Origin of the sequence: Streptomyces sp. HUAS TT11 (assembly GCF_051553595.1) — a bacterium.
Taxonomy (GTDB): Bacteria; Actinomycetota; Actinomycetes; order Streptomycetales; family Streptomycetaceae; genus Streptomyces.
Genome location: NZ_CP196184.1, coordinates 1831209 through 1855359 on the forward strand (window position 1 = coordinate 1831209; position 24151 = coordinate 1855359).

The 24151-nt window shown below is 71.2% G+C and carries 20 protein-coding genes, 1 pseudogene and 1 riboswitch; of the genes and pseudogenes, 14 read left to right on the forward strand and 7 right to left on the reverse strand.

The annotated features are described in order from the left end of the window. Positions 1–17 precede the first annotated feature (17 nt). Positions 18–356, reverse strand: a complete 339-nt coding sequence (locus ACSHXN_RS08400) for a hypothetical protein (RefSeq protein ID WP_355133918.1) — start codon at positions 354–356, stop codon at positions 18–20. A 508-nt stretch (positions 357–864) separates the two neighbouring features. Here ACSHXN_RS08400 and ACSHXN_RS08405 point away from each other — a divergent pair. Further along, a complete protein-coding gene (locus tag ACSHXN_RS08405; protein WP_355805417.1) occupies positions 865–2067 on the forward strand; it encodes a cytochrome P450 in 1203 nt (400 codons plus the stop codon). A 169-nt stretch (positions 2068–2236) separates the two neighbouring features. Here ACSHXN_RS08405 and ACSHXN_RS08410 read toward each other — a convergent pair whose 3' ends face one another. Beyond that, positions 2237–3457: a cytochrome P450 family protein gene (locus ACSHXN_RS08410; protein ID WP_355133922.1), complete on the reverse strand. Its 1221-nt coding sequence runs from the start codon at positions 3455–3457 to the stop codon at positions 2237–2239. Between the two features lie 324 nt (positions 3458–3781). Between ACSHXN_RS08410 and ACSHXN_RS08415 the strand changes: the two genes are divergently transcribed. The 7 genes from ACSHXN_RS08415 to ACSHXN_RS08445 all read left to right on the forward strand — a co-directional run bounded on the left by ACSHXN_RS08415 (position 3782) and on the right by ACSHXN_RS08445 (position 11233). Next, positions 3782–5887: an MMPL family transporter gene (locus tag ACSHXN_RS08415; RefSeq protein WP_355133924.1), complete on the forward strand. Its 2106-nt coding sequence runs from the start codon at positions 3782–3784 to the stop codon at positions 5885–5887. Positions 5888–5923: 36 nt separating this feature from the next. Continuing rightward, positions 5924–7180 carry a sensor histidine kinase gene (locus ACSHXN_RS08420; RefSeq protein WP_355133926.1) on the forward strand — a complete coding sequence of 419 codons (1257 nt, stop codon included), beginning with the start codon at positions 5924–5926 and terminating at the stop codon, positions 7178–7180. Further along, positions 7177–7842 (forward strand): response regulator transcription factor, encoded by a 666-nt coding sequence (locus ACSHXN_RS08425; protein ID WP_355133928.1) that lies wholly within the window; start codon positions 7177–7179, stop codon positions 7840–7842. Before ACSHXN_RS08420 ends, ACSHXN_RS08425 begins: the two co-directional genes overlap by 4 nt. Before the next feature lie 216 nt (positions 7843–8058). Next, complete coding sequence (locus ACSHXN_RS08430) at positions 8059–8916, forward strand: alpha/beta hydrolase (protein ID WP_355133930.1); 858 nt, start codon at positions 8059–8061, stop codon at positions 8914–8916. 112 nt (positions 8917–9028) lie between these two features. Next, the gene (locus tag ACSHXN_RS08435; RefSeq protein WP_438302869.1) at positions 9029–9838 is read left to right on the forward strand and encodes a serine/threonine protein kinase; all 810 of its coding nucleotides are present in this window, start codon (positions 9029–9031) and stop codon (positions 9836–9838) included. Between the two features lie 134 nt (positions 9839–9972). Continuing rightward, complete coding sequence (locus tag ACSHXN_RS08440; RefSeq protein WP_438302870.1) at positions 9973–10374, forward strand: PPOX class F420-dependent oxidoreductase; 402 nt, start codon at positions 9973–9975, stop codon at positions 10372–10374. A gap of 277 nt (positions 10375–10651) precedes the next feature. Beyond that, positions 10652–11233 (forward strand): histidine phosphatase family protein, encoded by a 582-nt coding sequence (locus ACSHXN_RS08445; protein ID WP_355133936.1) that lies wholly within the window; start codon positions 10652–10654, stop codon positions 11231–11233. Positions 11234–11320: 87 nt separating this feature from the next. Here ACSHXN_RS08445 and ACSHXN_RS08450 read toward each other — a convergent pair whose 3' ends face one another. Both ACSHXN_RS08450 and ACSHXN_RS08455 read right to left on the reverse strand, forming a co-directional pair. Beyond that, complete coding sequence (locus tag ACSHXN_RS08450) at positions 11321–12073, reverse strand: CbtA family protein (RefSeq protein WP_438302871.1); 753 nt, start codon at positions 12071–12073, stop codon at positions 11321–11323. Between the two features lie 20 nt (positions 12074–12093). Next, positions 12094–12315, reverse strand: coding sequence for a CbtB domain-containing protein (locus ACSHXN_RS08455; protein WP_355133940.1), 222 nt, complete (start codon positions 12313–12315; stop codon positions 12094–12096). Positions 12316–12351: 36 nt separating this feature from the next. Beyond that, positions 12352–12474, reverse strand: a riboswitch (cobalamin riboswitch). 560 nt (positions 12475–13034) lie between these two features. Here ACSHXN_RS08455 and ACSHXN_RS08460 point away from each other — a divergent pair. Both ACSHXN_RS08460 and ACSHXN_RS08465 read left to right on the forward strand, forming a co-directional pair. Beyond that, positions 13035–13997, forward strand: a complete 963-nt coding sequence (locus ACSHXN_RS08460) for an alpha/beta fold hydrolase (protein WP_438302872.1) — start codon at positions 13035–13037, stop codon at positions 13995–13997. Positions 13998–14179: 182 nt separating this feature from the next. Further along, entirely contained in the window at positions 14180–14668 is a 489-nt protein-coding gene (locus ACSHXN_RS08465) for a cupin domain-containing protein (RefSeq protein ID WP_355133944.1), read from the forward strand. A 114-nt stretch (positions 14669–14782) separates the two neighbouring features. On the opposite strand, the gene ACSHXN_RS08470 is transcribed toward ACSHXN_RS08465, so the two are convergent. Further along, a complete protein-coding gene (locus tag ACSHXN_RS08470; protein ID WP_355134136.1) occupies positions 14783–15175 on the reverse strand; it encodes a cupin domain-containing protein in 393 nt (130 codons plus the stop codon). Positions 15176–15662: 487 nt separating this feature from the next. On the opposite strand from ACSHXN_RS08470, the gene aceE reads away from it, so the two are divergent. Together aceE and ACSHXN_RS08480 are read left to right on the forward strand one after the other, a co-directional pair. Continuing rightward, positions 15663–18350: a pyruvate dehydrogenase (acetyl-transferring), homodimeric type gene (gene aceE, locus ACSHXN_RS08475; protein ID WP_355133946.1), complete on the forward strand. Its 2688-nt coding sequence runs from the start codon at positions 15663–15665 to the stop codon at positions 18348–18350. A gap of 516 nt (positions 18351–18866) precedes the next feature. Then, entirely contained in the window at positions 18867–19763 is an 897-nt protein-coding gene (locus ACSHXN_RS08480; RefSeq protein WP_355133948.1) for an RNA polymerase sigma-70 factor, read from the forward strand. A gap of 490 nt (positions 19764–20253) precedes the next feature. On the opposite strand, the gene ACSHXN_RS08485 is transcribed toward ACSHXN_RS08480, so the two are convergent. Then, entirely contained in the window at positions 20254–20529 is a 276-nt protein-coding gene (locus tag ACSHXN_RS08485; RefSeq protein ID WP_356112205.1) for a hypothetical protein, read from the reverse strand. Positions 20530–20993: 464 nt separating this feature from the next. On the opposite strand from ACSHXN_RS08485, the gene ACSHXN_RS08490 reads away from it, so the two are divergent. Next, positions 20994–21416, forward strand: coding sequence for an OsmC family protein (locus ACSHXN_RS08490; protein WP_355133952.1), 423 nt, complete (start codon positions 20994–20996; stop codon positions 21414–21416). 110 nt (positions 21417–21526) lie between these two features. Here the strand turns inward: ACSHXN_RS08490 and fdxA are convergent. Continuing rightward, positions 21527–21888 (reverse strand): annotated as a pseudogene (fdxA, locus tag ACSHXN_RS08495) (ferredoxin); the annotation flags it as partial. A 322-nt stretch (positions 21889–22210) separates the two neighbouring features. On the opposite strand from fdxA, the gene ACSHXN_RS08500 reads away from it, so the two are divergent. Further along, positions 22211–23911 (forward strand): L-aspartate oxidase, encoded by a 1701-nt coding sequence (locus ACSHXN_RS08500; RefSeq protein ID WP_355134138.1) that lies wholly within the window; start codon positions 22211–22213, stop codon positions 23909–23911. The last annotated feature ends 240 nt before the right edge of the window (positions 23912–24151 follow it).

Here is a 24151-nt window from a genome sequence, read left to right on the forward strand (position 1 = left end):
GCGCCACGGCCCACGGCTCAGGACCACGGACGGTCGGGCGCACCGTCGACACGACGCACGCCGTCGTTGTCGTCCATCCAGCTCGGGCGCGCGGCCAGGAAGGACAGACCCTCCTCCTGACGCCCCGTCATGATCCGTAGCCTCGCCCCTTCTTCGTCGGTCAGCGCGGTGAACCACGTCGTCAGGTCGTCGTCGCCGGTCGTCCAGTCGACGCGCTCGTGGAAGCGGTGGAACCAGTACGTTCCGCAGGAGGCACACTGCTGCAGCGACTCCATGTCGTGGTGCGACTCGTACAGGGTGCGCACGACGCCCAGTTCGGGGGTGCGACAGCAGTCGATGAAGTCAGGTGTGTTCACGGAGTCCCTGGTCCTTTGCCTCGCCGATCGTTCCCGTCGACGATCAGTCGACCAGATCCGGGCGGACGCCGGGAGATCCCGGATGTGCCGGGGACGGCCGCCGTGGCCGACGACCGGGAGCGCCCCGGGCGCAGGCGCGCGGCGGCTCCCGTGACGACCGCCCGCGGCCATCGCCCCGAGGCCGGGGTCGACGCGGTGCGAGGTCGCGGCCGGCGTGGAGCCGCGCGTGGCGGACGTTCGTCTTCATCGAGCAGGCGTGCGTGCGGCGGTGGAGGCCGCCCCGGACTCGCCTTGCGGACCCGCTCCGCAGGGGGCGATGCTGAAGAGGAGGCCTGCCGGCTGATCGTACGGACCGAGCGCGGAGGGCCTGAGGAGCCTGCGGCCACCGCGGCCGGCGGGCTCCCGACGAGGCCTGGAGCCGATCTCAGCCGGAGCGAACCGTGTGTCGAGTTCGTTCCGCCCATGCCTGATCACCGGCCCCGTGCCGTCGGAGCCCAGAGGAGACGCCATGACGTCCGGCACCATCTCCGCGCAGATCACCGACTACGCCAATCGAGCCGATCCGTACCCGCTCTACGCGGAACTGCGCAGGACACCGGTCCGGCGGGAGGACGACGGCACCTACCTGGTCAGCACCTACCACGAGGTGCGGAGCCTCGCCAACGACCCGCGGCTGAGCAACGACACGCGCAACCGTCCACCGGGCCGCGCCCGCACGGCGGAAGCGGAGGACACCGGCCTGCCGCCGAGCTTCATCTTCACGGATCCACCGGTCCACGACCGGCTGCGCACCACCGTCAACCGGCCGTTCGGCCCCCCGCACAGCCCCGGATTCCTCGACGACCTTCGCGGAGACCTGGCCGAGGTCGTCACCGAACTGCTCGACTCCTTCGAAGGCAAGGACCAGGTCGACATCGTCGACGACTTCGCCTACCCCCTTCCCGTCACCGCCATCTGCAAGGTCCTCGGCGTGCCGCGCGAGGACGAACCGCGCTTCCACGGCTGGGCCGACGCCCTGGCATCGTCACTCGATCCGCAGGCCGGCGAGGAAGGCGGGAAAAAGGGGCAGCAGGCGCGCCAGGACCTGGGCGCCTACCTGGCCGACCTGATCGAGGCAAGACGCCGCCACCCCGGTCCCGGGATACTCGGCGCGCTCGCCCCCGACATGACACCGGAGGACCTGGAGGCCACCGCGGTACTGCTTCTGGTCGCCGGCCACGAGACCACCGTCAACGCGATCACCAATACGACCCTCACCCTGCTGCGCCACCCCGACGTCCTCGACCGGTTCCGGAAGGACCCGGACCTGGCCGTCCCGCTCATCGAGGAAGTGCTGCGGTACGAGCCCCCCGTCCAGTTCGTCCCGTGGACCACCGCCCTGGCCGACATCGACGTCGCCGACACCACGATCCCCAGGGGCTCGCCGGTCTGGCTCATGCTGGCCGCGGCCAACCGCGACCCCCAACGCTTCAGGGACCCCGACCGGTTCGTCCCCGACCGCGAGGACAACGAGCACCTGGGCTTCTACACCGGCATCCACTACTGCTTCGGCGCCCCTCTCGCCCGTATCGAACTGTATTCGGCGGTGCCCGAACTGTTCCGCCGGGTCACGTTGTCCCGGCTGCTCGAGGACCCCCCGCCGTACCGTGCCAACGCCGTGCTGCGCGGCCCTCGCCACCTTCCCGTAGCGATCGAGGGGCTCAGGGCCTGAACACCGCTGCACTCGGCCGGCCGACCCGGAGAGTGCGTGCGCCCGCAGCGTCGGGGCCGAGGAAACGCACCGTTCGCAGGGAGGGTGCGCGGAACCCGCCTCCGGCCCGGGAAGCTTCCGAAGCGGGCCCACGGAGGACGGCCCGGGCCACGGCGCCCCGCGTCTTCTGTCAGCGCAACCGGACGGGCAGCCGCTCCGGTCCCCTGATGAGCATGCCGCCCCGCCAGGTGATCGTGGCGGGATCGGCGTCGAGCGCGAGGGCGGGGCAGCGCCGCAGCAGGGTGCCGATCGCGATCCGCCCCTCCAGTCGTGCCAGTGGCGCACCCAGGCAGTAGTGGACTCCGTGTCCGAAGGCCAGGTGCCCGCGTGCGTCACGCCGGATGTCGAAGCGCTCGCCGCCGGGGAAGCGCGCCGGGTCACGGTCGGCGTCGGCCAGAGCCACAAGCACCAGTTCCCCACCGCCCGGTATCACCGTGCCGCCGACCTCGACGGGCGTGGTGGTGAAGCGGTAGGTCGGTGTCTCCACCGGCCCGTCGTAGCGCAGCATCTCCTCGATCGCGTTCTCGAGCAGTGAGGGATCGGCGCGCAGGGCCGCGAGTTGTCGAGGGTGGGTCAGCAGGGCCAGTACACCGTTCGAGACGAGATTGACGGTCGTCTCGTGTCCGGCGACCAGGAGCAGCCAGACGGTGCCCAGCAGTTCACCGGCCGACAGCCGGTCGCCGTCCTCGTCCGTGACCCGGATCAAGGCGCTGAGCAGGTCGTCCTGCGGGTCCTGCTGTTTGCGGGCGATCAAGCCGGCGAGGTACTCGCTCGCCGCGGCCGCCATGGCCATCCGTTCATTCGCGTCCCGGGACGTCAGGGCGGTGTTGGACCATCGGCGGAACGCCTCGCGATCCAGGGACGGAACGCCGATGAGCTCGCAGATGACGGCGATGGGCAGCGGGAACGACAGCACTTCGACCAGGTCGGCCCGCCCGCCGGGGCGGGCCAGCGCGGCGTCCAGAAGCCCGTCGGTGATCTCCTGCACCCGTGGCTCGAGGGACCGCACCCGGGCCGGCGTGAACTCCTTGGCGACCAGTCTGCGCAGTCGGGTGTGGTGCGGCGGATCGGAGTTCAGCATGTGCCGGCCGGCGGCGATGTTCGACACACCGAGGTCCGGGGAGGCCCGGGACCATTCCTTGGACAGGCTCGGGTCCGCCAGCGCGGCGCGCCCCGCCTCGTGCCCCACGACGAGCCATGCGTCCGCGCCCTCGGGTATCCGCACCCGGTGCACCGGCCCCTTGGCGCGCAGTGCCGCGTAGACCGGGTAGGGATCGCGGGTGAAGTCGTCGCCGAGACCGGCGAGGTCCACCGGATCACCGGCACCCCATAAGTCCTTCGCATCTGCCACGTGCAGTCCGTCCTTCTGGTGGGCGAAACGCCGATCCGGTCTGCGGGTGCAAACGTATCCTCGAAGACGCCTCGATGCAGCGGCCGATCCGGCCAAACAAGGGCCGGCGGAGCGTCGGGCGACGGCGGTCACCGAAGGAGCCGGCGAACACGGTGCCCACCGGGTGGGGCCGTGCCCGTGTCGCGGTACTCCCCGGGGAGTAGCCCGGGCCGCACACCGCCCCACGCAGTACCCCTCGACTCGCCCTCAGGCTCGACGACGTGCCGCCCGGCTGCCGGAAGTCTGGGAACACACCCGGATACCACGGCGGAGGGAGCCCGAGACATGGGGGCGGCAGCGATCACGAAGCGGGGCGGACGACGGCCACGAGCCGTGCCATGGGTGGTGCTCGGGCTGTGGCTGGTCCTCTTCCTGCTGGCCGGGCCGTTCGCGGGGAAGTTCTCCGGAGCCCAGCAGAACGGGGCCGTCGACTATCTGCCCGACAGCGCGGACTCGACCCGGGTGGCCCGTGTCCAGAACGCGTTGCCGGGCGGCGAGTCGACCGATCTCCTCCTCGTCTACCACCGCGACGGCGGGCTCACCGCGGCCGACCGGCAGCGGGCCGCCGACCAGGTGTCCGAGATCGGGACGACGTACGAACTGACGGGCAGGCCGAAGCCGATCCGGTCGCAGGACGGCGGCACCGTGATGTACGCGGTGTCCAGCACTCAGCCCGGCCAGGACGAGGACGCACGCAACGCCTTCGTGGACGGCGTCCGCGACCTTGCGCGCGACACCGGCGGACTCAGCGTCGAGGTCGGCGGGCCCGGGGCCCTCACCACCGACATGAGCAAGGTGTTCGGCTCGCTCGACGGCACCCTGCTGTACGCGACGCTCGGTGTCGTCACCGTGCTGCTGATCCTCATCTACCGCAGCCCGTTCCTGTGGCTGGTGCCGCTGGGCGTCGCCGGGGCCGCCGCGGGCATGGCGATGGCCGGCGCGTACGGTCTCCACGAGGCCTTCGGCATCACCATCAGCGGTCAGAGCGGCGGGGTGATGACCGTCCTCGTGCTGGGTGCGGGTACCGACTACGCGCTGCTGCTCATCTCCCGCTACCGCGAGGAACTGCGCCGCCACGAGCGGCCGTACGACGCCGTGCGTGCCGCGCTGCGCGGCTGCGGTCCGGCGATCCTCGCCTCGTCCGGCACCGTGGCGGCGGGGCTGCTGTGCCTGCTCGCCGCCGACCTCAACAGCAGCAGCGGCATGGGTCCCGTCGCCATGGTGGGTGTGCTGTCGGCACTCGTCGCGATGACCACGTTGCTGCCCGCCCTGCTCGTCCTGCTCGGGCGCCGTGTCTTCTGGCCCCTGATCCCCGCCTTCGGCAGCGCACCGCAGTCCCGCCGTTCGTTGTTCACCGCTGTGGGCTCCCTGACGGCACGCCGCCCCCGCATCGTGCTGGTCGGCGGGGCCGTGCTGCTCGGCGCTCTCGCCCTGGGCACGCTCAACCTGCCCGGGAGCCTCAGGCAGGCGGACTCCTTCACCGAGAGGCCCGAGTCGATCTCCGCCATGCAGACGCTGGCCCGCGCCTACCCCGAGCGCAGCAGCCAGCCGATCACCGTCGTCGCCCCGGCCGACCGTGCCTCGGCCGTGCTGGACAAGGTCCGTTCTACGGACGGGATCGCCGACGCGACCGCCGGCCGCAGCGGCGGCGGCTGGACCGAGATCTCCGTCCACGCCGACGCCGCCCCCGAGACACCCGGTGAGACCCGCACGATCGAGGCACTGCGCGCCGGCCTCGACCGGTCCTACGGCGCCTATGTCGGCGGGCCCAGCGCGCAGCAGCTCGATCTCGCCGACAGCCAGGCGCGGGACCGCCGGGTCGTCGTACCGCTCGTCCTCGCCGCCGTGTTCGTCATCCTCGTGGGGCTGTTGCGCAGCCTCGTGGCACCGCTGATGCTGCTGGTCGCGGTGGTCGCGGTGTGGGGCGCGGCGCTCGGCATCGGCGGGCTGGTGTTCCACCCCCTGCTCGGCTTCGAGGGGACGGATCCGGGGCTGGGTCTGCTCTCCTTCGTCTTCCTGGTCGCCCTCGGCGTGGACTACGGCATCTTCCTGATGCACCGCATGCGCGAGGAGTCCCTGGCGGGCGCGGAACCGCAGAGGGCTGCGCTCACGGCCCTGCGCACCACCGGAGGGGTCATCGCCTCCGCGGGCGTCGTCCTCGCCGCGACGTTCGCCGTCCTCACCACGCTGCCGCTGGTGGGCCTGGTCGAACTGGGCTTCGTGATCGCGGTCGGCGTGCTCCTCGACACGTTCCTTGTCCGTACGTTCCTGGTGACGACGGCGAGCATGCTGCTGCGGCGGAGGGTGTGGTGGCCCGGCCGGCTCTCGCGCGAGCCCGAGCGGCCGGCTCCGCCGAAGGAGCCGCAACCCGTGACGGCCTCCTCGCACTGACCGACCGGTGCCCCTCCCTCCCGGAGGGGCACCCGCATGGCGGAGGATGAGCCCGTGCAGGCAATCACGACAGCGGTACGGCCCCGCCGGGGCGAGCGCATCATCGCCGTGCTCAACCGGGACCCGAGGACCGCTCCGCACGGCATGCGCAACGACGCGCTGCTCGCCGTGGCACTCGCCGTCTCCGCCGTGTGCCTCGGTCTGTTCACCGACCTGGCCCGCCGCCCCGACGCGCTCGGCTGGACGCTGCTGCTCGCCGCCCACGTGCCGATCGTGTGGCGGCGGCGCCGTCCGCTGCTGGTGCTGGCGGCGGTAGTGGCGCTCGTCGCGCCGTACCACGCCCTGGACAACAACCACGGCGCGCCGCTCCCCGCCTCGTTCGTCGCCCTGTACACGGTCGCGGTCACCGGCCGTCCCCTGCGCACGATCCTGACGGGCACGGCAGTCCTCGGGATCGTGGTGAGCGTGATGCTCACGGTGAACGCCCATCAGGCCCTCGGGCTCCTGCGCGTCTCCGGCTGGGTGATCGCGGTGCTCTTCCTCGGTGTCGACGTCCGCTACTACCGTCAGTACGTCGCCTCGATCGTCGAACGCGCGGAGCGCGCCGAACGCACCCGCGAGGAGGAGGCGCGCCGGCGGGTCGCCGAGGAGCGGGTGCGGATCGCACGTGATCTGCACGACCTGCTGGCGCACAGCATCACCGTGATCGGGGTGCAGACCTCCGTGGCCGTCCATGTGCTGGCCGCCGATCCCGAGCGGCTCGACCGCGAGGCGATCGCCCGGGCACTGGACGACATCGCCGAGACCTGCCGCACGGCGCGCGGTGAACTGCGCACCACCCTCGATGTGCTGCGCGAGCAGGGCGCGGAGGGCGAGGCGCGCGGACCGTTGCCCGGCGTCGACGGCGTCACCGACCTCGTGGGCGCGGCTCGGCTCGCCGGCGCCCGAGTCCAGCAGACCGTCCGGATCCACCATGTCCCGCCCGCCGTGGGTGCCGCCGCGTACCGCATCGTGCAGGAGGCGCTGACCAATGTCGTTCGGCACGCGGGTCCGGAACCGGTCGTCCGTGTCGACCTCCAAGAGAAGGACGGCGCCCTGCACCTGTCCGTGACCGACGACGGCACCGGGCCCACCCCCGGCGGAGTCCCGGGCCACGGGCTCGTCGGCATGCGGGAGCGGGCCCGCAGCGTGGGTGGCACCATCGACGCCGGGCCACGGGCGCAGGGGGGCTTCGAGGTGGCCGCCGTCCTGCCGCTCATGACCACCGCCGCCACTCCGGAAGGGGCCGGATGAGCATCCGTGTGCTTCTCGCGGACGATCAGACCCTGGTCCGCGCCGCGTTCGCCATGCTCGTCGAGTCGGCCCGCGACATGGAGGTCGTCGGACAGGCGGGCACGGGCAGGCAGGCGGTGCAGCTGGCCCGCGAGGCACGTGCCGACGTGGTCGTGATGGACATCCGCATGCCCGACCTGGACGGCATCGAGGCGACCCGGCTGATCGCCGCCGACGAGGACCTGGCCGGGGTGAAGGTGCTCGTCCTCACCACCTACGACACCGACGAGAACATCGTGGAGGCGCTGCGCGCCGGTGCCTCCGGCTTCCTGGTGAAGGACACCAGGCCCGCCGAACTCCTCGACGCCGTCCGCACGGTGGTGGCCGGTGAGGCACTGCTGTCACCGGGGCCGACGGCCCGGCTGATCGCCCGCTTCCGCCGCAGTCCCGTCGCGCCCACGACGGGTGGACCCGAATGCCTGTCCGACCGTGAACGCGAGGTGCTCACTCTTGTCGCACGCGGGCTGAACAACACCGAGATCGCCGAGTCCTTGGGGCTGAGCCCGCTGACCGCCAAGACCCACGTCAGCCGGATCATGGGGAAGCTGAGGGCACGGGACCGGGCGCAGCTGGTCATCGTGGCGTACGAATCGGGGCTGGTGACGCCGGGGGCCGGCAACTGAGTCGGCATCCCCCGTAGGGCGTGACCGGCGCGGACGTGATCCACGGCGCCCACGGGTCCGGCCCGGGGCGTCACCCGCCCGGCCCATCGCAGAGAGCCTTCCGCACCGTCGGGCACTTAGTGTCGCGGCAGGGGCCGATGTGAAGCCCGGCCGCGGAATGCGCTACGACGCGGGTGCGCCGAGGTGGAGCAGGAGACCGAAGGAGAGCCGCCGCCCATGCATGTCTTCGGATCACGACGACGCCTGATACGGATCGCACTGTGCGCGTCCACCGCCGCTTTCGCGGCCACCGCCCTGACGATCGGCGGCGGTACCGGGGCCGCCGCGCAGCTCACCGGTTCACCGGCGGCGAAGAGCGGCAAGCCCACCGTGGTGCTGGTGCACGGCGCCTGGGCGGACACATCGAGCTGGAGCGGCGAACTCCGGATTCTGCGGCGCAAGGGGTACGCCGTCCGTTCCATCGCCAACCCGCTGCTGGGCCTGACCAGTGACGCGCGCACGGTCGCCGGCTTCCTGCGGAGCATTCCCGGCCCCGTCGTCCTGGTGGGCCATTCCTACGGCGGCTCGGTGATCACCAACGCCGCGGCCCAGAGCGGGAACGTGAAGGCACTCGTCTACGTCGACGCCGCCGCTCCCGCCGTCGGGGAGACCACCGGTTCGCTGAGCGGTTCCACATCCGCCCTCAACGCACCGGCGAGCACGCTGTTCGACTCGGTGCCCTACGCCGATGCCCCGGCCGGGGCCGCCAATCTCTATCTCAAGAAGGACGTCTTCCTCAAGAGCTTCGCCGGCAGCCTGCCGGTGCAACAGGCCACGGAACTCTGGGCCTCGCAACGAGCCGCCTCGAGCGCCGCGTTCAGCACCCCCTCCAAGTACGCGGCATGGAAGACCATCCCCTCCTGGTACTTCATCAGCAGCGGGGACCGGATCATCACGCCCGAGTCGGAGATGAGGATGGCCCGGCGGGCCGGCTCGAAGGTCACCACGTTCCAGGGCGGCTCGCACCTCACTCTCGTCTCCGACCCGGAGCCGGTCGCCCAGGTCATCGAATCGGCCGTCAGCGCCGTGAAGTAGGCCGGCCGTGCCACCACGCGCCGCCGTCCGAGGAGGTACGGCGGGGTGAGGCGACGCGGGCTCGGGTGCTGCGGCCTCCCGCTCGGGGCCCTTGACCGGCATGATGCACGAGATGACGACGCACCCGTTTCGGAACGTCACGCACGCGGCGCGACTCGCCCCCCTCCTCGACCGGTCGGGCACCGTGTTCCGGAGGTTCGACGAACAGGACTCGGGCTGTGTGTCGTACGGGCTACTGGCGGACGGACGGCGTTGGTTCGTGAAGACCGCCACGACCCCCGAGGGGGTCTCGTCGCTGCGGCGCGCGGTGTCGCTGCACCGCAGCGTCTCGCATCCGGCCGTCGTCCCGCTGGTGCACTCCTTCACCACCGACGACGGCCTCGTGCTCGTCCACCCGTGGACGAGCGGCGAGGTCCTCTACCGTCCGACCCGCTCGCGCCATGGGGGTCGCACGGCTCCCGGAAGTCCGACGGTGCGCTTCAGAGCGCTGCCGCTTCCCCGTGTTCATGCCGCTCTCGACGCCGTCCTCGACGCCCATCTCGCCGTGGGGGCGGCCGGATTCGTCGCGGTCGACCTCTACGACGGCTCCATGCTGTACGACTTCGACGAGCATCGCATGGTGCTGTGCGACCTGGACGAGTACCGGCGGGGGCCGTTCGTCCTGGACGCGGACCGGTTGCCGGGGTCGACGCGCTACATGGCGCCGGAGGAGTTCGTGCGCGGAGCGCGAATCGACCTCCGTACCACCGTGTTCACCCTGGGCCGGGCACTGCGCCTGCTGCTGGACGCCGGGGACGACGAGAAGCAGTGGCGCGGGACGCCTGAGCAGCTGGAGGTCGTCACCACGGCCACCGCACGCCTTCCTCAGGACCGGTTCGCGTCCGTCCGCTCCCTCGCCGACGCCTGGCGGTCGGTGGTCTGAGCCCGGGGCCCGAGCCGGCGGCGGGAGTCGCTGCTTCGGCGCGGGCACCCGCGATACCGGGCCCGGGGAGGGCCGCGTCTCCCGCCGTGGTTAGCGTGGCCCCTGCATGTACCGAACCGACTCCGGAGGACCCCGTGCCCGTAGCCCTCGGCGAGGACGTGGTGGCGCTGCTGCGCCGCCCCATCACCTGCTACATCGCCACGACCATGCCCGACGGATCGCCCCAGCTCACTCAGACATGGGTCGACACCGATGGCGAACACGTCCTGGTCAACAGTGTCGAGACGCATCAGAAGACCCGGAACATCGCGCGCGATCCGCGTGTCGCCGTCGCTGTCGCGGACCCCGCCGAGCCGGCCTCCTACATCCAGATCCGCGGCCGTGTGGTGCGTGTGACGACCGAGGGGGCATCCGAACACATCGAGTCGCTCGCACAGAAGTACCTCGGCGGCCCCTACCCCTGGTTCGGCGGCCGCGACCAGGTCCGGGTGATCTATGTGATCCAGCCCGAGCGGATCAGCAGCCCTCGCGGCTGACCGTGCCGTCACCGGCGCCGCCCGCGCGTGATGCGCGGTCCGCCGGGTGATGTGTGAGCCGTCCGTCCGGCGGGACGGTCCCACGCCGGGAGGATCACGCCGGCCGGACCCGTGCCGCGGCACCCATCGGTCCTGGCTGCCACATCTGCGAGAGCACGGACGCCGAAGGCAGGGCTCGCCCTGTGGCCGGTGGACGGCCCGGGAGCGACGTTCTCCGGTGACCGCATGGGCCGTACCCAATACAGTCCCGCACCCGATGACAGCAGCAGGAGCGAGCGTGACCAGCCGATTGTTCTTCGTCTCCCCCGCCATGAGCGCATCACTGCGGCAGGCCCGCTTCGACGACGGCTGCTCGATCGACGACGGCGGGGCGGAACAGGCCCGCTCGGCGGCAGGGGCGCTGCCCTCGGCGGTCCGTGTGCTCGTCTCGCCCGGCGTGCGCTGCCGGGAGACGGCCGCTGCGCTGGGCCTGGACGGCGTGGCGACACCGGAGTTGGCCGGTCTCGATGCGGGTCGCTGGCGAGGCCGCACCCTCGATGAACTGGGGGCCACCGAGCCGGAGGAGGTGGCCCGCTGGCTGACCGACCCCGCCTGCGCGCCCCACGGGGGCGAGTCGGTGCAGGACCTGTGCGCACGGGTCGGCCGCTGGCTGGCCACCGCCCGGGAGACGGCCGGCCGTACGCTCGCCGTGGTCGAGCCGGAGGTCGTACGGGCGGCCGTCGTCCGGGCACTGGACCTGCCGCTGACGGCGTTCTGGCGCCTCGACGTCCCTCCGCTGACGGCGACCGAGCTCAGCGGCCGGGCCGGACGCTGGAACCTGCGGCTGGGCCGGACGCTGGCGGGGCCGGACGCCGCATAGTGCCGTGCTGCCGTGCGCGCCGGTGCCGGACAGCACGACAGGGCCCCGAGGCGGTGCCTCGGGGCCCTGTCGTGCTGTCCGGCGGTGTCAGTGAGCGGCCGGAACCGCCCGCCCCGACGTGGCCCCCGCGGGCTTCGGGTTCAGCAACCGCTGGGCCAACTCGCCGAAGACCAGACCGAATCCGCCCCAGAGGACGATCTGCATGGCCAGTGCGGAGAGCCGGAACCGCCACAGCAGCGTGGCCGGGAAGTCCTTGGGCACCTCGTTGACGACCGGCAGGAAGGCGTACGCCAGGCCGATCGCGACGGCGAACGCGGCCACCGCCATGACGGTGGCGTACCACGTGCCCAGTGAGGGTGCGAGCCGCTTGCCCAGGACGGTGGCGCCGACCGCGAGGAGCACGCTGAGCACCATCATCAGGAAGTACAGGGTCGTCCGCTTGCCGATGGTGTCGGGGTCGCCGACCGACGGCGGGTTCGCCGGGTACTTCAGGAACGGAACGACGTACACGGCGAGCAGCGCACAACCGGACAGCAGCAGGGCGGTCGCCCGGGGGCTGAAACGGCCTGCACGGCCCAGCGCGAAACAGAAGGCGAGCGCCCCGATGCCGCCGAAGGCCACCCCGTAGACCAGGACACCGGTGGCGAGACCGGCGGTGGACTGCAGGGAACGGGAGACGACTTCCATCTCGTGCTCATGGGAGTGGGCGTCCTCGAAGCCGATCGCACTGTCCACGTTCGGCTCGCCGAGGAAATAGGCGACGACGAGGGCGAGCACGCCGGCGGCCAGGCCGGCGAGCATGCCCCGCACGAGAAGATTCCTTACGGTTGCGGAGTTCATGGGGTACGGCGTCCCTCGCGTCAGTGGCAGGGGAAGCCGAGCAGGTGGCGGGCGTCGTGCACCCACTCGTGGACGTCCGTGCCGTTGAACACGGAGGTGGCGCCCTGCTCGGCGCCGACGAAGTAGAGCAGGATCAGCATCAGGATGCCGAAGAACACCGCCCAGGGAGCTATCGCCTTCAGCGGCAGCGTGGCGGGAACGACGGGGGTGGTGGCTGTCGGCTGGGCGACGGACTGCGCCATGGCAGGGCCTCCTCTGGGAGTTCGCGTCCCATCTCGGTGGTGCACAGGACGACGGCCACGGGTCTGACTCACCGGGCTCCCAGGGGTGCCCGGCATACAGTGGCGCGACCGTGCCGGATTTCCACCGGCTTCCGTCGTACCGTCGTCGATATCGGACAGACCGTACCGCGTGACACGGGCATGGCCAAGACCGCATCCACCTGGCGTGATCTTCCTCTCCACGCTCGGCGGACGATTCCGTGACACCTGGGGAGGCTGTGGCGGAACGTCCCCGGCGGCCCATCGGCGCACGGGGCCGACGATCTCTCGCGGCGGGCGACGGTGCCCGGGGCCGTGGCCGGACACCGCACGGTCCCGGGCGCCACCCATCGGGGGATCGTGTGGCGCCCGGGCGCTGCACCTGCGGGCTCTCATCGCAGGGGGTGCGTTCCGGACGCCTGTCACGGGGGAGTGTCCATCGGCCTCCGGAACGCTGTGATCAGCCTATCAAACATGTGACCATCTGCTGTCCGAGCCCACACCGACGGCCAAAACCGTGTGACGCTCAGCCGATGCACCACGTTCCGGCGCTCCATTACGGGCGCGGGGAAGTACCCATCTGAACAGGGGATTTCGACGGGGAGGCGGCAGCGCGCGCTCCCCTGAAGCAGTCCGCATCGGTGCAACACAATTCACAGTGTCTTGAGAATGGGCGGCCGTTGGCACACTATCTGGTGACTGTGAACCTCTCGCCTGAGTCAACTCCTCTTCCCTCCCCCGCGACGGACCCCGGATCGCCGCTGAGTCCCGGCACGCACACGGTCGCCGTACGGTACGGGTCCTCCCTCATCGAGCAGCGCTACCACGTCGCCGGCACGGGGCCGGTGTGCATCGCCCACTCCGGGGGGCCCGGCATCGGCTGGGACTATCTGCGCATGCCCCTGCTCGAGCGGCACCTGACCATGGTGTACATCGAGCCCGTCGGTACCGGTGCGTCCGGCCGGCTGCCCGACCCGCGGGGCTACAACCTGGCCGCCTACACCCACTTCCTGCACGCGGTGATCGAGCACCTCGCGCAGCCCGAGGTCGCCCTGCTCGGCCACTCGCACGGCGGGTTCGTCGCCCAGCGGTACGCGCTCGACCATCCCGCGCGGGTCGCCTCCCTGATCCTTTACGACACCTCTCCGGTGACGGGCGAGGAGTTCTGGGCGTCCGCGGTCGCCAACATGGAGCGGTTCGCCCGGCGCCACGCGGCCGGGCACCCCGAGGTGGCCACCTACGTCGCCGGGCTCACCGCGCGGCTCGACCGACTGACCGACGACGGCGCGACAGCGGTGCTGCGCGCCATCGCTCCCACCTACTTCTTCGACTACTGGGGTCGTGAGGAGGAGTTCGGCCCCGCTCGCCAGGGCCTGCGCATGTACGCCGCACCCTCGGCGGGCGAGGGCCCGCCCTTCGACGTGCGGGAGGACCTGCCCGGCATCACGGCGCCCACGCTCGTCCTGGTCGGGGACACGGACTTCATCTGCGGCCGGCGTTGGGCACGGATGATCCACGAGGCCGTGCCCGGAGCGGAGCTCGTGGTCCTGACCGAGACCGGGCATCTGGGGCACGTCGAGCGTCCGGAGCAGTTCGCCGCAGCGGTGGCCGCGTTCCTCCGGCCGGCCGGCCGATACCGGCGGCCTCTCCAGCCCCCCGCCTGAGGGGCATCGGCGGCACCCCGCCGCAGCGAGACCGCGGCCGTCGAGGTGTCACACATGTGCGGGCTGATCGGTCTCTCCTGTGGGGTGTGCGGCGGGCGGGCCCGGGCGGCCCGCCCGCGGCGGCCACGGCTGCGGGCCGCGCATGTCCCGTCAATGCGTCGCGACGCGACAGGGAAGGGATGATGTGCATGTCGTACCCCGAGCAGGTGTACACGGGCGAAGACGGCGAGATCAACGCGCGTTTCCGGCCGGCGAGCACTCCGCCGGATCTCGGCACCGCAGGCCAGGACGCCATTCACTACCTGGCGACCACGACCACCACGCGAGGTGAGTTCGGGCTGTACCGGGTCGAGATGAGCGCGAGGTCGGGTGGTCCCAGGACCCACTTCCACAAGACGATCTCGGAGTCCTTCTTCATCCTCGACGGCACGGTGCGGCTGTTCGACGGCGCCGAGTGGGTCGACGCGCAGCGGGGCGATTTCCTGCACGTGCCGCAGGGCGGCCTGCATGCCTTCCGCAACGACTCCGACGCCCCGGCCGAGATGCTTCTGCTCTTCACGCCGGGGGCGCCGCGTGAGGCGTACTTCGAAGGGCTCGCACAACTGGCACAGGCAACGGACGAGGAGCGCGCGAGGTTCTTCGACGAGCACGACTCGTACTTCGTCGAGTGACCGGCGGGTCGGCACGCCGATGTCACCCGGCACCGCGACAGGGCGCGGGTGTGCCCTGCCACGGAGCCGGGCCGTGTCGGTGGCAGGCCGCCTGCCTGGGCGGAACAGCGCAGATCAGTGCGCGGCGCGGGGGGCACGCAGATGGGCCCGCTGTGCCAGCTCCTCCTCGTCGACCACCGTCAGCATCGGCTGGCCGGGCGCACACAGCATGGTCACCACAAACCGGCACCGCGCGTCCGTCCGGGCATTGCCGTCCTGGTAGTGGATGACGTCGCCGCCCGGTTCCCAGAAGGTCTCACCGGCCCTGACCACACGTTCCGGCTCGCCTTCCAGCTCGAAGCGCATCTCGCCTTCGAGTACGTACCCGAAGGCCGGCCCCGAGTGGCGGTGCGCAGGGGTGCCCGGGTCACCAGGAGGCCATTCGACCAGGATGGTCATCCCCGAGGCGTCCTCCGGGATGAAGGGCGGCTTCACGTCCTGGAGCGTCGTCACCGCGGTCTTCCACACTTCGGATCGCGGCCTGCCGCCCGCCGCACCCGTCGAGTCGTTGCTTGACACCGTGTTGCACCTCCGTGTTGTTTCCCTGCACCTATGCATGTCCGTTCACGGGCAGGCGGTGAGGTCGAGCTGCCAAGATCCCCCGCTCGGCGGTGATGCCGCCCGTACGTTCGAGACCGATGGGGCCTCCCCCGCCGTGGGACGGTCCGGCGGTCGCGGGCTGCTGCGTCCCGGCCCCCGGGCGAGCCGACCGCATCCGGTGTCACAACAACGGCGTGCCGTCTGTCCTATCTGGTGCGCGCGGCCGGCTCCGCCCCTCATCAGGACTGGAGCGCGGGTGTCGTAGCCGACGCATGCCGGCTGGGTGGTCCGCGCGGCACCGAGGCGCGCGGGGGGCGGGGGCGGCCACCCGCACCCGCCCGTTCTTCGCACACACCTCGGGGACGCCGTGCCCACCGTCCGACCGTCCCTCCCACACTTCGACAGGAAGACTGCAATGAGTGTTCCGGCCCGGCCCACCGATTCGTCCGCGACGAGCGAGCTCGACCAGCTGCCCGACCGTGACGCCGAGGAGACGGAGGAATGGCGGGCCTCCCTCGACGCCGTCATGAGGCATACGGGGCCCGAGCGTGCCGTGTACCTGCTGCGGCGTGTGCACGAGTACGCCGCCAGGTCCGGGGTGACGCTGCCCGGGCTGCTGTCGTCCGACTACATCAACACCATCCCCGTCTCGTCCCAGCCGGTCTTTCCGGGCGACATCGACATGGAGTCCCGTATCACCGCGCTGAACCGGTGGAACGCGGCCGCCATGGTCACCCGCGGCTCCCGGCTGGGTCTGGGCGGCCACATCTCGACCTACGCGTCGGCGGCCTGGCTCTACGAGATCGGGTTCAACCACTTCTTCCACGGCAAGGACCAGGACGGTTCAGGGGACCAGCTGTTCCTCCAGGGCCACGCCTCGCCCGGCATCTATGCGCGGGTGTTCCTGGAGGGGCGGCTCCACGAGGAGCAGTTGGACGGCTTCCGGCGCGAGGCCGGCGGCCACGGCCTGCCGTCGTACCCGCACCCCCGCCGCCTGCCGTGGCTGTGGGAGTTTCCGACCGTGTCGATGGGGCTGGGCCCGCTCGCGGCCGTCTACCAGGCCAGGTTCAACCGCTACCTGCACAGCAGGGGCATCAAGGACACCTCCGGTTCGCATGTGTGGGCCTTCCTCGGCGACGGCGAGGCGGACGAGCCCGAGTCGACGGCCGCGCTGCAACTCGCCGCGCGCGAGGGCCTCGACAACCTCACCTTCGTCGTCAACTGCAACCTTCAGCGGCTGGACGGTCCCGTCCGGTCGAATTCCAAGATCGTGCAGGAGCTCGAGGCCCGGTTCCGCGGTGCGGGCTGGCATGTGGTGAAGACCCTGTGGGGCGAGGCGTGGGACGGGGTACTGCGGCAGGACACCGACGGATCACTCGTCCGTCGTCTCGGTGAGGTGCCCGACGCCCAGCTCCAGACCTACGCCGCACGGGACGCCGCCTACATACGGAAACACTTCTTCACCGGGGACGCCTTGTCCGGGATCGCCGCGGGTCTGAGCGACGCCCGGCTCACCGATCTGTTCGAGAACTCCCGCGGCGGTCACGAACCGCTCAAGGTCTATGCCGCCTACCGGGCCGCCGTCGAGCACAAGGGGGCGCCGACCGTCGTCCTCGCCCAGACGGTGAAGGGGCACACGCTGGGTTCGGACTTCGAGTCCCGCAACGCCAACCACCAGATGAAGAAGCTGACCATGGCCCAGTTCCGCCGGATGCGCGACACACTGGACCTGCCCATCCCGGACAGCGCGCTCGCCGGTGATCTCGTGCCGTTCTGGCACCCCGGTGAGAACTCGGAGGAGGTGCAGTACCTTCGCGACCGGCGTTCCGCTCTGGGAGGTCCGGCCCCGATACGCAAGGTGGTGGCCAAACCGCTGGAGCAGCCGCCGTCCGGGCCCTTCGAAGCCCTGCGCAAGGGCTTCGGCAAGCAAGAGGTGGCCACCACCATGGCGCTCGTCCGGCTGGTCAAGGACCTGATGCGCGTCGAGGGGACGGGGCGGCGCTGGGTACCCATCGTCCCCGACGAAGCACGTACCTTCGGGATGGAGTCCCTGTTCCCGACGGCCGGGATCTACTCCCCCGCCGGCCAGACCTACGAGCCCGTCGACGTCGACCAGCTGCTGCACTACAGGGAGGCCGAGGACGGCCAGCTCATCGACGAGGGCATCACCGAAGCCGGGTCACTGGCCGAGTTCACGGCCGCGGCCACGTCGTACGCCACCCACGGCGAACCCATGATCCCGTTCTACATCTTCTACGCCATGTTCGGGTTCCAGCGGACGGGTGATCAGTTCTGGGCCCTGGCCGACCAGATGGGCCGCGGGTTCGCGATCGGTGCCACGGCCGGCCGCACCACGATGACCGGCGAGGGACTGCAGCACGCCGACGGGCACTCGCACCTGCTGGCGTCCACGAACCCCGCCGCCGTGAGCTACGACCCGGCCTTCGCCTACGAGATCGCGGTGATCGTCAAGGAGGGGCTGCGCCGGATGTACGGCGACCGGCCCGAAGACATCTTCTACTACCTGACGGTCTACAACGAGCCCAAACGGCAGCCGGCCATGCCCGCCGGACCCTCGGTCGAGGAGGGGATCCTCCGGGGCATCTACCGGTTCACGGAGGCCGAGCGCCGGGACCCGGGGCCGGAGATCCAGTTGCTGGCCTCGGGCACGGCCATCCACTGGGCGCTTCAGGCCCAGGAGTTGCTCGGGTCCCAGTGGGGAGTCCGGGCGGACGTCTGGTCCGTGACCTCCTGGACCGAGCTGCGCCGGGATGCACTGGAGGCCGATCGGGCACGGCTGCGCGGTGAGGAGCGCACCCCGTATGTGACGGCGGCGCTGTCCGGCGCGCGAGGGCCCGTACTGGCGGTCAGCGACTGGATGCGGCAGGTACCCGATCAGATCAGCCAGTGGGTCGAGCAGGACTACTCGTCGCTGGGAACGGACGGTTTCGGACTCTCCGACACCCGCGATGCCGTACGCCGCTATTTCCGTGTGGACGCCGAGTCGATCGTCGTCGCGGCGCTGGACCGGCTGGCCCGGGCCGGCGCCGTCGACCCGCGGACGGTGGTCGAGGCGCGCGAGCGCTACGGCTGGCAGGGGTGAGCACCGTGCCGTCGGCGCGGAGTGCCGGTAGGGCGCGGACGCCGCACGTTGTCTGACGGCGGTGCGTGACCTGGTGGGGGCGGCGGAGTTCGCCGGCGTTCCGCTCACCGACCGGCCCTGACGGCACCGATGTGCCGGGGGGCCGCGCCGAATGCGGCGCGGCCCCCCGTCGTGTCCGCGCCGAAGACCGACGGCGGCGCCGGGGCGTCGCCGGTGCCGTCGGCGTCCCGGCCCCGCCCGGGGTGCCTGCGCACCCGTGCGAGACGGTCGCGCACCGGCCGGCGGGTGCTCCGTGTACGGAGCGGACGAAGGCAGGGACACAGCGTCCCCCCGAACCCGCGCAGTGGTCCTCGCCGCGAGCGGTCCATCCTCGAAGTGGAACACACCGTCGTGCGCAGACAGTGGGATGTCCGCCGCCGCCTCCTGCCGGTTCGGCTCCCGCGGGGCACCCGTGGGGACGGCGCGCGTGCCGCTGTGACGGCTTGTAACATGGTGCTGCACAGCTGGAGGAGACGTATGCGCGCCGGTGATGATGCAGGCACCCTCGAACAGGCGACGAAGGATTTCATGGCAGCGCGTCCCCGGCTCTTCGGTATCGCGTACCGCGTGCTCGGCAGTGTGGTGGAAGCCGAGGACATCGTCCAGGAGGCGTGGCTGCGGTGGCAGAACGCGGACCGCTCCGACATCCACGAGCCGGTGGCCTTCCTGTCCACGATCACCACGCGCCTGGCGCTCAACTCCGCCCAGTCCGCAAGGACGCGGCGCGAGTCGTACGTCGGGCCGTGGCTTCCGGAGCCGGTCGACACCAGCATGGATCCACAGTTGGGCGCCGAACGGGCCGAGGCGCTCGACCTCGCGGTTCTCCACCTGCTGGAGAAACTGAACCCCGTGGAGCGCGCCGCCTACGTGCTCAGGGAAGCCTTCAACTACCCGTACAAGCAGATCGCGGAGATGCTGGAGACGAGCGAGGCCAATACGCGCCAGCTGGTGAGCCGCGCCCGGAAGCATCTGTCGGCGGAACGCAAGGAGCCCGTCAGCTCCACCGCTCACCGCCGACTGCTGGAGGTGTTCCTCACCGCGGCGCAGACCGGTGATCTGGCGGCGCTCGAGCAGCTGCTCACCGCGGATGTGATCAGCTACTCCGACGGCGGAGGGATGCGCGGGGCGAGCAGGATTCCGGTCATCGGGCGTCCGCACGTGTCCAAGTACCTCGTCGCCTTCGCCCCGCGTTTCTGGCCTCAGCGGGAGATCCGCTGGGTCGAGGCCAACGGCCGGCCGGCCGCCCTGGTCATGGCCGACGGCGAGGCGGTGGCGCTGCTGTCCCTCGACGTCTCGGAACGGGGCATCGAACGCCTCATGTGGGTGCTGAGTCCGTCGAAGCTGGCTCCCTACGTCGCCTCGCTGGAGGGCTGAGACGCCCGTCCCGGCACCGCCACCCCGCGCGGCACACCGTCGCGGTCCGCTCCGGCCCCGCACGCCCCGTCACCGGCGGGCCTCGGGAGAGGCAGGCTCGGGCGGACGGGGCCCCGGACATCGGTCCGCGCCTGCCCGCCGAACGGGGAGGCAGCGGCCGGGGTACGAAGCCCGAGCAGCTCTTCGCAGCGGGCTGTGCGGCCTGCTTCCACGGGGCGCTGAGCCGGCGGGCGCGACAGGACGGGCTCGGCCCCGACGCGGTCCCGGTGGAGGCGACCGTGGCGTTCGGCCGCGCTCCGGTGGGGGGGCCACGCCGTGTCGGTCGGCCCGGTGGTCAGGTGGCCCGGCGTCGTCCCCGCCGCCGCCCCGCTGCGGGAGAGGGCCTGCTCCCCGCTCCCGGTTCCTTCGGCCGGGGTTGCGGGACGGCGCCGCACCACGGCCCTTCACGTGACCGAGTCGCCGAGCGGCACCCCGCGCAACAGTGCCGTTCTCACTGGCGGGGCGCCTGAACCGCTGTCGTGATGCGGTCCGTCTCGACCCACACCGTCGTGACGCCCTGCTCGGACACGCGGTGGATCGGCACAGCGGCGTGGCGCAGGACGGCGGAGATCTTCTCGTCGCCGGGCAGTATCAGCCCGTACATCTCCTTCCAGCCGCCGTCGACGGCATGGTGGCCGAGACGTTCCAGGAGACGTGTGCCGAGCCCGCTGTTCTGCCATGCGTCCTCCACGAGGAGCGCCGCTTCCGCTCTCTGTCCGTCCGGCATCAGATGCCCCAGCGCGACGATGCCGCCGGCCGGGCTCCCGCACCGCGAGGTGCACGGAGCCCGGGCGGGTGAGCAGCGCGCACAGGTACGAACCGGGATCACCCATGGCCCTGTGGTACCGGCTCCACAGGGTGTGCAGGGAGCACCTGCGGTGCATGGCCGCGGCGCGTTCGATGTCCTCGGGCCCGATGCGGATGATCCGGGGTTCGTCGGGCATGGCTCCCTGTCCCGCAACCGTGCACGGACGTCCTGCGCGTTCGGTACGGCTCGTGCGGCAGTGGTGTGAAGGTTCGGTCCTTCTGTAGGACCGGGCAGCTCCTCACCGTGTGACAGCTTCCCTGTCACATCCGGAAGATCCTCACTGTCTTAGCGGTGGCGGGACGGGCACAACGCATCCCGGCGCACCTCACCACCGAAGGTGATCACGAGCCGCACCGTGGTGCGGCCGCCAGAGAGGAAGATCGATGAACGCACGCCTCGTGTCAGTGAGCGAAGGCCGGCGGCTCGCCGGCTCCATCGAGATCGGCCCTCACACGCTGACCGCGGACCCGCACGGCCCGGCCGGCGAGGACACGGATCCCACGCCCGTGGAACTGCTCCTCGCCGCGCTGGGATCGTGCACCTCCACGGCCGTCCGGGCGGCCGCGGACCGGCACGGCTGGCTTCTCGACCGGGTTGATGTGACGGCCCAGTTCGATCCACAGGGACAGATCGTCAGGCACATCCGCCTGACGGGTGATCTGGACGCCGTCCAGATCCAGCAGCTGCTCGCCGTGGCCGCTCGGTGTCCTGTGCAGCGTCTGCTGACCCGCGAGGCCCGGGTCGTCACCGTGCCCACGGTCGCGGCGAGGCCGGGGGCGACCCGCACTCGGCCGCAGCCGCAATGAACCCGCCCCCACCGCCCGTCAGGGCGTGCGGTGCGTCAGGACGGGAACCACAGATCGGCGTCGGCGGCCTCCTCCTTGCGGATGCTGAAGGCGGCGATGCCCTTCTTGTGTACGGTCTGCGGCGGCAACCGCGCCACCAGGCGGTGATCGCCGTGCACGACGTACGGCTCCGGCTGCCGAGCCGAAGTCGCCTCGAAGTACTCGGCGTTGACGGTCGTGTACGGCGCCCAGTGCTGCGGCAGGTCCTCCTCGGCGAAGATGGCCTCGACCGGGCAGACGGGCTCGCACGCACGGCAGTCCACGCACTCGGAGGGATTGATGTAAAGCGTCCGGTTGCCCTCGTAGATGCAGTCCACGGGCATTCGACGAGGCAGGCTCTGTCCTGGACGTCGACGCAAGGCTGTGCGATGACGTACGTGTCATGTCCCTCTCCTCCGCCCGACGGGGACGACGTGAACCGGCCGGCCCGCACGGGCAGCCGTCCGGCCCGAGGTATGACCGGGCAGCACATGATGGTGTGACGGCCGTGGCCCCGCCTTCGGAGCGGACATCGACGACACGGGGCTGTCGGACCCGGACGCGCCCCCTTTACCGTCCCCTGCCGGGAGGGCCCGGCACGGACGGCAACGATGTGTACTCACACGGTTTCCCGCTGCGCCGACGGCCGCGGCAGCAGGTCACAGGCCTGTCGACGGCACGAGGTGTCACAGATGCCGGGACAGCTTTGTCCTAGTCAGTGACAACCACAACGATCGGAGCGGACCGTGGCAATCACCGAACGACGTCTTTCCACCATGGTGCTGGTGATCGGCACCGGGGGTGCCGGGTTGCGCGCGGCGATCGAGCTGGCCGAGGCCGGTGTCGACGTCCTCGCGGTCGGCAAGCGCCCCAAGGACGACGCGCACACGGCACTCGCGGCCGGGGGGATCAACGCGGCGCTGGCCACCATGGACCCCGAGGACAGCTGGCAGCAGCACGCGGCCGACACCCTGAAGGAGAGCTACCTGCTGGCCGACCCCCGCACCGTGCAGATCGTCACCCAGGGCGCCGCACGGGGCATCGACGACCTGGAACGCTACGGCATGAACTTCGCCAGGGAGTCCGACGGCCGGATCTCCCAGCGCTTCTTCGGCGCGCACAAGTACCGGCGCACCGCGTTCGCCGGCGACTACACGGGCCTGGAGATCCAGCGCACCCTCATCGGGCGCGCACAGCAGCTGGACATCCCCGTACTCGACGGTGTCTACATCACCCGTCTCCTGGTGCACGACGGAGCCGTTTTCGGCGCGTACGGCTTCGACCTCACCCACGGAACCCGCTACCTGATCCAGGCCGACGCGGTCATTCTCGCCGCAGGCGGCCACACCCGGATCTGGCGGCGCACCTCCTCACGCCGCGACGAGAACACCGGCGACTCCTTCCGCCTGGCCGTGGAGGCGGGTGCCCGCCTGCGCGACCCCGAACTCGTCCAGTTCCACCCGTCCGGGATCATCGAGCCGGAGAACGCGGCCGGCACCCTGGTGAGCGAGGCCGCCCGCGGCGAGGGCGGCATCCTGCGCAACGCACTCGGGGAACGCTTCATGACCCGCTACGACCCCGCCCGCATGGAACTGTCCACCCGCGACCGCGTGGCCCTGGCCTCCTACACCGAGATCAAGGAGGGCCGCGGCACCGACAAGGGCGGCGTCTGGCTCGACGTCTCCCACCTGCCCCGGCAGACGATCATGAACCGGCTCCCCCGGGTCTACCAGACCCTGCTGGACCTGCAGATGCTGGACATCACCCGCGATCCGATCGAGATCGCACCCACCGCGCACTACTCCATGGGTGGCGTCTGGGTGCGCCCCGAGGACCACAGCACCGAGGTGCGCGGCCTCTACGCCATCGGCGAGGCCTCCAGCGGCCTGCACGGCGCCAACCGGCTCGGCGGCAACAGCCTCATCGAACTGCTGGTCTTCGGCCGCCTCACCGGCCAGGCGGCCGCCGCCTACTCGCAGTCCCTGACCGCCCAGCCGCGGTCGGCCACGGCGGTGGCGGAGGCCCGCGCGGAGATCGACGACCTCCTCGCCGCCGACGGGCGGGAGAACGTCCGCGCCCTGCAACGCGCGATACGCAACACCATGACCGAGCATGCCGGCGTGGTACGGGACGAACAGGGCCTGCGCACCGGGCTGGACGAGCTCGCCACGATCGAGAAGAGGATGGAGGACGTCGGTGTCCACCCGGACATCGCCGGCTACCAGGACCTCGCCCACGCCTTCGACCTCAAGTCCGCCGCCCTGGCGGCTCGGGCCACCCTGGAGGCGGCCCTCGAGCGTCGCGAGACCCGCGGGTGCCACAACCGCAGCGACTACCCCGACATGGATCCCGCTCTGCAGGTCAACCTCGTGTGGTCCCCCACGGCCGGCGTCACCCGCGAAAACATTCCCCCCGTCCCGGACGAGATCACCACCCTCATGGAAGAGGTCTCGACGGACGGAAAACTCGCAGAATAGCCCGGGCGGAATGTCCGACTCCCCGGGACACCTGTCCCAACTGGAACCTCTGCCGCGCCCTTCCTGATTCAGCCGTTATGTCCACTGCCGGTGCGCGTCGGCTCGAAGTCACCCTGACCGGTGAGGGCCCGGCCGAGGTGGTGAGGGCAGTCGCGGGCTCCGACGCCAGGTCGCCGAGATCCGGTCCGCCGTGCGGACCGCGTGTCGGCAACGGGAAGCCCGGTGGCCCCTGCCCACAGC